At 69.3% G+C, this 9,048-nt stretch carries 8 protein-coding genes; 3 read left to right on the forward strand and 5 right to left on the reverse strand.

The window, feature by feature from the left end; all coding sequences use genetic code 11:
- Positions 1-1,130: MinD/ParA family ATP-binding protein (locus tag TVH25_RS19500; RefSeq protein ID WP_422425257.1), on the reverse strand; the 1,130-nt coding region annotated here is incomplete at its 3' end.
- Positions 1,131-1,550: 420 nt separating this feature from the next.
- Positions 1,551-2,465: a tyrosine recombinase XerC gene (locus TVH25_RS19505; protein WP_422425262.1), complete on the reverse strand. Its 915-nt coding sequence runs from the start codon at positions 2,463-2,465 to the stop codon at positions 1,551-1,553.
- A 108-nt stretch (positions 2,466-2,573) separates the two neighbouring features.
- Between TVH25_RS19505 and TVH25_RS19510 the strand changes: the two genes are divergently transcribed.
- The gene (locus TVH25_RS19510; protein WP_422425263.1) at positions 2,574-3,761 is read left to right on the forward strand and encodes a multidrug effflux MFS transporter; all 1,188 of its coding nucleotides are present in this window, start codon (positions 2,574-2,576) and stop codon (positions 3,759-3,761) included.
- 80 nt (positions 3,762-3,841) lie between these two features.
- On the opposite strand, the gene TVH25_RS19515 is transcribed toward TVH25_RS19510, so the two are convergent.
- Complete coding sequence (locus TVH25_RS19515) at positions 3,842-4,624, reverse strand: siderophore-interacting protein (protein WP_422425258.1); 783 nt, start codon at positions 4,622-4,624, stop codon at positions 3,842-3,844.
- Positions 4,625-4,723: 99 nt separating this feature from the next.
- On the opposite strand from TVH25_RS19515, the gene TVH25_RS19520 reads away from it, so the two are divergent.
- Together TVH25_RS19520 and TVH25_RS19525 are read left to right on the forward strand one after the other, a co-directional pair.
- Complete coding sequence (locus tag TVH25_RS19520; RefSeq protein WP_296550834.1) at positions 4,724-5,005, forward strand: DUF6953 family protein; 282 nt, start codon at positions 4,724-4,726, stop codon at positions 5,003-5,005.
- A 216-nt stretch (positions 5,006-5,221) separates the two neighbouring features.
- The gene (locus TVH25_RS19525) at positions 5,222-6,556 is read left to right on the forward strand and encodes a ClC family H(+)/Cl(-) exchange transporter (protein WP_422425259.1); all 1,335 of its coding nucleotides are present in this window, start codon (positions 5,222-5,224) and stop codon (positions 6,554-6,556) included.
- Positions 6,557-6,575: 19 nt separating this feature from the next.
- Here the strand turns inward: TVH25_RS19525 and dprA are convergent, their stop codons facing one another.
- Together dprA and TVH25_RS19535 are read right to left on the reverse strand one after the other, a co-directional pair.
- Positions 6,576-7,703, reverse strand: a complete 1,128-nt coding sequence (gene dprA, locus TVH25_RS19530) for a DNA-processing protein DprA (RefSeq protein WP_422425260.1) — start codon at positions 7,701-7,703, stop codon at positions 6,576-6,578.
- On the reverse strand, positions 7,700-9,048 hold a 1,349-nt coding region (locus TVH25_RS19535), incomplete at its 5' end, for a YifB family Mg chelatase-like AAA ATPase (protein ID WP_422425261.1). The genes dprA and TVH25_RS19535, both read right to left, overlap by 4 nt.

Raw genomic sequence — 9,048 nt, forward strand, 5'->3', positions numbered from 1 at the left:
CCCCCGGTGGGCCCGCGGGGGCGGGCTGGCGGCCGGGACAACGGCGGAAAGTCGTCCGCCACGATCGCGGCAAGCTCGACGAAGGCACGCCGGGTCGCAGGCCGCAACCGCTCGAGGTCGATCTCGGCTCCCTCCGCCAGATGCTCGTCGAACGGGACGACATGCAGTGCGCGGCACCGCGCGAGGAAGTGCGCGGTCAGCGCATCCATGTCGATCGTCGACGTGCCCGGACGCGGCGCGCTGATCACCACGACCGTGCGGTCGACCAGATCGTCGTACCCGTGGGCCTGCAACCAGTCGAGGGTCGCGGCAGCGCTCCGCGCGCCGTCGAGCGCGGGCGACCCCACCAGCACGAGGGCATTCGCCAGATCGAGTACTCCCCGCATCGCGGAGTGCATGATCCCGGTACCGCAATCGGTGAGGATGATGTTGTAGAAGACCTGGAGGATGTCGACGACAGCGCGGTAGTCGTCCTCGCTGAACGCCTCCGACACCGCCGGGTCACGTTCGCTCGCCAGCACCTCGAGCCGGCTCGGCGCCTGGGAGGTGTGCGCCCGGACATCGGAATAGCGCCGGATCGTGGGCGCTGCCGCGAGCAGGTCCCGGACCGTGGCGTCGGTCTGCTGCGGGATGCGCTGCGCGAGCGTGCCGAAATCAGGATTCGCGTCGACCGCCACCACACAGTCGCCACGTAACGAGGCGAACGTGGAACCGAGCCCGATCGTCGTGGTCGTCTTGCCCACCCCACCTTTGAGGGACAGCACCGCGATGCGGTAATCCCCCGAGATCGGCTGCCGGATTCGTTCCACGAGATGTTCGTGGCGAGCGCTCCCCGTGGAGTCGCCGGGCTCGAGGAGTCCCTTCGCGAACCGTTGCACACCACGGCGCCACCCGGCCGGCGAAGAACGACGGGATCGTCGGACCAGCACGTCCGACGCGAGATCGACAGTGGACGGCTGGTGCTCGAACGCGTGCGGGAGCAACGCCGACGGATCGTGTTCACCGGCCTGGTGCGGCGCCCAGGGTTCCTCGGCCTCGACCACCGGATCGGGACAGTCCTCCCCGGAGGCGTTCACCGGGGATGGTTCGGAAGCCGTGACGGACGGCTCGGTCTCTTCGGAGCGCGGCATGTCTTCGGATCGCGGCGCTCCGGGCTCCGGGCTCGGTGTCTCTCCCGCGTCGTCCGCCGCACCGGCCGGGGGCAGGAGTGGCGTTCCGAACGGGACCGACGCGACGGGGCGCTCGGCCGCCTGCACAGCGGTGGCAGCTGTCTCGGGCGTCTCACTCTTCGGTTCGGAGCCTGCCCCCTCGGGCCGGACCACCCGGCGGAAAGACTTCCGTGCCGGTGGTGGCTCACTTGCGGCAGGCGGCTGGTCCCGCAGCCACGCGGGCAGAGCATGGCCCGGTTCGTCGCGTCTCATCTGATCCCCCCGAATTCGATGGTGCGGCGCGCACGCTATCAATCCGGGCGGGACTGCGCACGTCCGCACCGGGCGAACCCCTGCGCGGAGGACAGTTCGCGCGGGCGACGAGGGCCGACGTTCCGGTCGTCAGGCCCGTGGATGTGCTTGCTCGTGCACGGCACGCAGCCGCGCGACGGACACGTGCGTATAGAGCTGGGTGGTTGCGAGGCTCGAATGCCCGAGCACTTCCTGGACCACTCTCAGATCCGCGCCGCCCTCGAGGAGATGGGTCGCGGCACTGTGCCGGAGTCCGTGCGGCGCGAGATCGGGGGCTCCGGGTATCGCCGACACCGCGTCGTGCACGACCGTGCGGACCTGGCGCTGGTCGATGCGTCCGCCGCGCTTGCCGAGCAGCAGCGCATCGCCGGACGACGGCCGCACCAGATGCGGACGGCCGTGATGCAGCCAGGCATCGAGCGCGTCGGCCGCCGGAACGCCGTAGGGCACCACCCGCTCCTTGTCACCCTTGCCGAGCACACGCAGCACGCGCCGCTCGCTGTCGACGTCGCCGAGGTCCATCCCGCACAGTTCGCCGACACGGATGCCCGTCGCGTACAGGACCTCGAGGATGACCCGGTCGCGGAGTGCCGACGGGTCGAGTTCCTGCGCACCCGATTTCGCAGCCTCCATGACCTCGATGGCCTGCTCGTCGTGCAGCACGGTGGGCAGTGTCCGATGTGCCCGCGCCGACGCGAGTCGCACTGCCGGATCCTGGTCGAGCCGCCCGGTCCGAACCAGCCAGGCCGTGAACGCCCGCGCCGTCGACGTGCGTCTCGCGATCGTGGTCCGTGCCGCGCCGGCCTCGACCTGCCCTGCGAGCCACGATCGCAGCGTCGCGAGGTCGAGGTCCGCGATGCGAGCGTCCGGGTTCGTTGCAGCCAGGTGGGCGAGCAGGGACCGGACATCGGTGGAGTAGGCGCGCACGGTGTGGGCGGAGCGGTTGTTCTCGAGGGCGAGGTGGTCGGCGAAATCGTCGAGGTGCACGGCGAGCGGGGGCGGCAGTTCTCTCGGACCGTCGGTTCGCATGGGTCTACCGTGCGCGGAGTCACCGCACGACGCAACGAGCCACGCCGTTACAGTTCGTTAGTGAGTAAAACAATCCCGTTGTCGATGCTCTGCGCGCTCGCGCTGCTGTCGGCGATCGCACCACTTTCCACCGATATGTACCTTCCCGGGCTCCCCGTCATGTCCGAAAGCCTCGGCACGACGACGGTCGGTGTCCAGCTCACCCTGACGACGTTCATGGCAGGTCTCGGCCTGGGACAGCTGATGATCGGGCCGCTCTCCGACGGCTGGGGGCGACGCCGACTGCTCATCATCGGCACGCTCGTCCTGGTGGCGAGCAGCGCCCTCTGCGCGCTGGCGCCGACGGTGGAGGTGCTGATCGCCGCGCGTCTTGTCCAAGGATTCAGCGGCGGAATCGGAATCGTCCTGGCGCGTGCGGTCATCGCCGACCGCGCGCGGGGCGATCAGGCCGCCAAGCTTTTCAGCATCATGATGATCATCGGCGGTATCGCGCCGGTAGCCGCGCCCCTGCTCGGCGGCGCGCTTCTCGGTCCCATCGGGTGGCGTGGCATCTTCTGGGTTCTCACGGCGCTGGCCGTCGCGATGACCGTCGCGGTGCTGCTCTTCGTCCCGGAAACCCTGCCGCCGGAGAAGCGGCACGGCGGCGGCTTCTCTGCCATGGCAGGCAACTTCGGGTACGTGCTGTCGCAGCGGCGGTTCGTCGGCTACGCCGCGACCTTCGCTCTCAGCTTCGGGGCGATGTTCTCCTACATCTCGGCGTCGCCGTTCGTGACGCAGGAGATCCTCGGACTCAGCCCGGGACAGTTCTCTCTCGTCTTCGCCGTGAATTCCGTCGGTCTCGTCGGCGGTAACATCGTCAACAGCCGGCTGATCGGACGTTTCCCGACGCGGTCGCTGCTGCGCGCCGGCGTCACCACCCTTTTCTGCGGTGGAGCACTCCTGCTGCTGTCGATCCTGGTCGTCGGGTACACACCTTGGCTGATCCTCCCGCTGATGTTCGTGTGCGTCAGCAGCCTCAGCTTCATCCTCGGTAACGCCACCGCGCTCGCCCAGTCGCAGGTCCCCAAGGCGGCCGGCACCGGTTCGGCGGTGATCGGCGCGTCCCAGTTCGGGCTCGCGGCACTCGTGTCGCCCCTCGTCGGACTCGGCGGCGAGGGCACCGCGGTACCGATGGCGATCTCGATCCTCGTGTGCGGGACCCTCGCGCTGACCGCGTTCACCGTGCTCACCAGGGAATCCCGCGTCGAGGCCGCCAGCGAGCCTGCGCACTGACGCAACGCGCCCCGTCGGCACGACGAGTGCGGCCCGGCGCCCCTCCCCGGGGACCCGGGCCGCACTCGTTGTGAATGCCGTTACGACGCTTCGATGGTCGCCAATTCCTGCTTCCAGGTCCGGAAGCCTTCTTCGGTACGACCACGACGCCAGTACCCGGAGATAGAGGCGCGGGCAGGACTCACGCCCCGGTCCTTTCGCAGGTACGGACGAAGATGCTTCATCACCGTCTCCGCCTCACCGTGCACGAAGACGTGGACGTCCCCGGCCGGCCACGGGAGCGACTTCACCGCGGCGACGAGCGGAGCGCTACCGTCGATCAGGTCCTGCGGTGCGTCGCCGGCAGCCACCCCACGATGCACCCAGTGCACCTCGACACCCGCCGGAACGGACAAGGGCAATTCGTCGGATACGCCCGCCACCTCGACGAATACCGCGCCCCGAGCATCGCCGGGCAGCGACTCGAGTGCAGCAGCGATCGCCGGGAGTGCCGTCTCGTCGCCCGCGAGCAGGTGGAAATCCGCGGCCGGATCGGGCCGGTATCCACCGCCCGGTCCGCGCACTACGACGTCGGTGCCGGGTTGCACGCTGCGCGCCCACGGTCCGGCGACACCCTGGTCACCGTGCACGACGAAGTCGATCCAGATCTCGCGAGCAGCCTCGTCGACCCGTCGCACCGTGTAGGTGCGGACCGCTGTGTCCTCCCCCGCGGGAAGTTCGATCTTGACGTAGCTGTCGGTGTCGGCTCGCGCGGCGAAGTCGCCGAAGCCGTCCCCGCCGAGGACGACCCGCACGAAGTGTTCGGCGATCGTCTCCGTGCGCAGCACGGTCAGGGTCGTCGATGACGGAGATTTCCGGGCCACTGCGCCTCCTGGTAAGGGTTACCTATATCGGCGCAACCGTACTCCGAGGCGGGGTCCAGCGGGGACGTCACCCCTCGGGACGCTCTAGGCTCGATACCCATGAGCACCACCGCGACCGAGATCGCCACCTGGATGACCGACATCATCACCACAGAACACAAGGTCACCCAGACCGACATGGTCGACGCGATCGAGGCCAAGTTCGGACCCGAGTGGACCTACGTCAACGACAACGGTCACGTGTCGATCGACCGGGCCGTTCTCCGGGAGTTCCGCAAGGCCCACCGCGGTGGCGTGAAGTGGGACCGGGAGGATCGCGCCTGGTACGTGGACGACACCGCCGCCGCCGAAGGCACCGACTCGGAGACCACCGAGAACTGACACGACACCCCGGCGACGCCGACCCGCCGGGACGATTCCGCGATACTCCGATTCCCGGACCGGCCGAAACGTCCGAACGACCACGCAGGACAGACTCCGGTGGCCATACTTCCGAGTGTGGATTGTTCTCGATCGCCTGCGTTCGATCCCTTCACGGCCGCGCCGGCGCGGCGCGGCCTGCGCCCGTAGCCGACATCCCCCGGTACTGGAGAGCGCATGGCGGATTCACGCGACAAATCGGACGAAGCTCCCGTAGTCGCGCGCGAACTCGCAATCGTCTGCCTGGTCGCTGCTGTTGCCGGCGCGCTGATCGGCTTCGTCGGAGGAGCGTTCCGATGGTGTCTGCTGAGGGCTGACGCAGCACGGATCGATCTTCTGGGCTGGGCGCACGAGTTGCCCGGACCGGGATGGTTGATCCCGATGGGGGTCACGGCCGTCTGTGCCGCGATCGCGGCGTTGATAGTGCGCTGGGTGCCGTTCGCATCCGGTAGCGGTATTCAGCATGTCGAGGCCGTCTCCCGCGGCGAGGTCGACCCACCGCAATTCCGGATATTGCCTGCGACGTTGGTGGGCGGCGTCCTCAGCATCGGGTCGGGTCTCGTGCTCGGACGTGAAGGCCCCATCGTGCACATGGGCGCAGTCGCAGGGGCCGAGACAGCTCGCCGCGCGGGCATGAACGCCGATCACCAGCGACTCCTGCAGACGTCGGTATCCGGCGCGGGACTGGCGGTCGCGTTCAATGCGCCCATCGGTGGCGCGCTGTTCGTCTTCGAGGAAGTCATGCACTCGTTCCGGCTCCGGACTGTGGTGCCGGTTCTGGTGTCTGTCGCCGTCGGGGTCGCGTGCTCCCGTCTTGTCGTCGGAGATTCGCCTGACTTCTCGGTCGGCCCGGTCGATCCCCCCTCGATCACCCTGCTCCCGGTGTTCGTCGTGTTCGGTCTCCTCACCGGAGTTCTCGGCGCTGCCTACAACCGTGCGGTGATGGGTTCACTGTCCGTTGTGGACGCTCTCCGCTCGGTCCCCTCGGTGGTGAAGGCCACTGCAATCGGAGGTGCCATCGGCTTGCTCTCCGCAGCCTCACCTCCTGCTACCGGCGGCGGCGACTCCCTGGTGCAGCACGTGCTGTCGGGCGGCGCGCTCGCGATCCCGCTCGTCGCGTTGTACGTCGCATTGCGGTTCGCCACGGGGCCCCTCTCGTATGCCGCGGGCACTCCGGGAGGTCTGTTCGCTCCGCTACTCGCGCTCGGTGCGCTGTGGGGCGTGCTCTACGCGGGGATCTGCCACGCAATAGTTCCCGGAATCGATTCCTCTGTTGCGGTGCCGATGGCAATCGTGGGAATGGCCTCGATGTTCAGTGCGACGGTGCGCGCACCCGTCACCGGCGCGGTCCTCGTCATGGAGATGACCGCGACGACCAGCATCACCGTCCCGATGCTCGCAGCCGTCGCCGGGGCATTCGCCGTAGCGCAGTTGATGGGATCCTCGCCGATCTACGACAGCCTGAGAGAACGCATGCTCGCGCAACTGCACCACCCCCCACGTGGAGACTGACATCCGGCCCTGGTGAGGTTCACGCACGCCGCCAGCCACCGTCCACCAGGACCACGAGCCCGTCCAGCTCGAGCAATGTCAACGCCGCACGCACCTGCTCGACCGGCACACCCGCCGACTCCGCCAGGACGGACGGAGTGCAACTGCCCGTGGCCGGAAAAGCCTCGTACACAAGAGAACTCTCCCTCGACAAGCCATCGAGATCGCGGCGGAACAACGCGTCACGTCCGTCGTCACGCCCGAGCACCGGACCGCATTCCTCCACGACCTCGTGCGCACTGCCCACCAGACGCGCTTCACCTTCCCGGATCATCCGGTGGCAACCCTGCGACGATGCGGAGGTCACCGGACCCGGCACCGCCATCACGGGCTTGCCGAGCCGCCGAGCCCACGTCGCGGTGTTACGGGCGCCGCTGCGCCATCCTGCTTCGACCACGACCGTGCCCGCAGAGAGCGCCGCGATCAGCCGATTGCGCGCCAGGAACCGGTACCGGGCAGGCGCGGTCCCCGGCGGGTATTCGCTGACGACGAGACCCGCCTCCGACACCGAGCGGAGCAACGCGGAGTGCGCTGCGGGATAGGCGCGGTCGACTCCACACGCGAGAACGGCGAGCGTCGTTCCCCCGACCCCCAGCGCCGCTCGGTGCGCGGCAGCATCGACCCCGAACGCCGCACCGGACACCACTGTCCACCCGTCGACAGCAAGATCCCCGGCGACCTGCGCGGTCACGTGTTCGCCGTATCCACTCGCCGCGCGGGTGCCCACGATTCCCACGGACCGGTCGGTCAGTTCGTCGATTCTTCGCTCCCCCCACACCCACAGCGCGAGAGGCGGCGCGTCGGCATCGGCGGTGGTGGTCAGCGACTCGAATCCGAGCAGGTGCCAGGCCGGCCACTCCTCGTCGTCCGGCGTGACCAGGCGCCCTCTCGATCGTGCGAGCCTGCCGAGATCCTCCGCCGCCGTGTCGAGGTGCGCCCGCGCGGCAAGCCGGGACGACAACCGTCCGCCGGCGCCGCCCTGACGAACCGCCTCGGCCACCTCGACCACGCCGTGTTCCCCGATCGCCGCGGACAACGACCGGGACGCGCCCTGCGCCACCGTGGACAGATACGCCCAGGCGAGGCGTCTCTCGTCGGCCGCGCTCACACCAGTCCCCTGTCGCGGAACTGCAGTGCTGTCGCGACATGCACCTCCGACGGCGAGGCCGCGCCCGCGAGATCGGCCAGCGACCACGCGACGCGCAGCGCCCGGTCGGCGCCTCTCGCGGTGATCGCACCCTTCCGCAGCGCCCGTTCGACGGGCCGCACCGCCGCGGGGGCGAGCCGGAACTTCTGCCGTAGAGCGGGTCCGGGTACCTCGGCATTGGTGGACCACCCGTACTCGGCCCAACGCTCCCGCGCGGCGCCGCGTGCGTTCGCGACCCGGGCGCGCACCTCGTCGGTACTCTCGCCGGTCTCGTCCATCAGGGCGCTGGTCGCGACGGACTCCATCCGGATGCGTAGGTCCACCCGGTCGAGCAACGGACCCGAAAGCCTCCCGAGATACCGGCGGCGCGCCGTGGGAGCACAGACGCAGTCGGCGTCGCGTGCCGGTGCGCACGGGCACGGGTTCGCCGCCAGGATCAGCTGGAACCGCGCCGGGTACCGTGCCACGCCGTCACGCCGCGCAATCCGGACTTCACCATCCTCGAGGGGTGTCCGCAGCGCTTCGAGTGTTTTCGTGCCCATCTCGGCAACTTCGTCGAGGAAGAGGATTCCGCGGTGTGCTCGGCTTACCGCACCCGGCTTCGCCATCCCGGTCCCACCACCGATCAGCGAGCTCACCGAGGCGGTGTGGTGCGGTGCGATGAAGGGGGGTTCCGTCACCAGAGGACGGTCGGCGGTGAGCGTACCGGCCACCGAGTGAATCGCGGTCACTTCGAGGGCGTGCTTCTCGGTGAGCACGGGAAGAATTCCCGGGAGACGCTGTGCGAGCATCGTTTTGCCGATCCCCGGCGGACCGGTGAGCATGAGGTGATGCGCCCCCGCAGCGGCCACTTCGAGGGCGCGGCGCGCCTCGTACTGCCCGACGACTTCGCTCAGGTCCCCGCGGACCGCACGCGGAGGGGCGCGACGCTCGCCGGGACGCTCGAGAGCACCGTCACCCTGCAACCAGCGCACGAGGTCCGCGAGGGTATCGGCGCCGTAGATCTCGATCCCCTCCACCAGCGCGGCTTCGATCATCGTCGCGGTGGGCACCACAACCCTCCGCCACCCGTGATTCATCGCGGTCACGACCGCCGGCAGCACTCCCCGGATCGGCCGCAGCCTGCCGTCCAGTGCGAGTTCACCCAGCAGGATCGTCTTCTCGAGGAGATCGAGGGGGACGATGTCGGCGGCGTTGAGCACCGCGCACGCAAGACCCACGTCGTAGACGCCGCCCCCCTTGGGCCGCCGCGCCCGCGGCCCCCCCCGCCCCCCCGTGGAATCCCGCCCGCCGCCCCCCCCCATGG

This window comes from Rhodococcus sp. 7Tela_A2, assembly GCF_049311045.1.
In the GTDB taxonomy this organism is placed as follows: Bacteria; Actinomycetota; Actinomycetes; order Mycobacteriales; family Mycobacteriaceae; genus Rhodococcus.

Bases quoted from the DNA above. Each gene is read 5' to 3' on its own strand.
- TVH25_RS19510 (WP_422425263.1), top strand. From the start codon at position 2,574: ATGCTCTGCGCGCTCGCGCTGCTGTCGGCGATCGCACCACTTTCCACC.
- TVH25_RS19520 (WP_296550834.1), top strand. From the start codon at position 4,724: ATGAGCACCACCGCGACCGAGATCGCCACCTGGATGACCGACATCATC.
- TVH25_RS19525 (WP_422425259.1), top strand. From the start codon at position 5,222: ATGGCGGATTCACGCGACAAATCGGACGAAGCTCCCGTAGTCGCGCGC.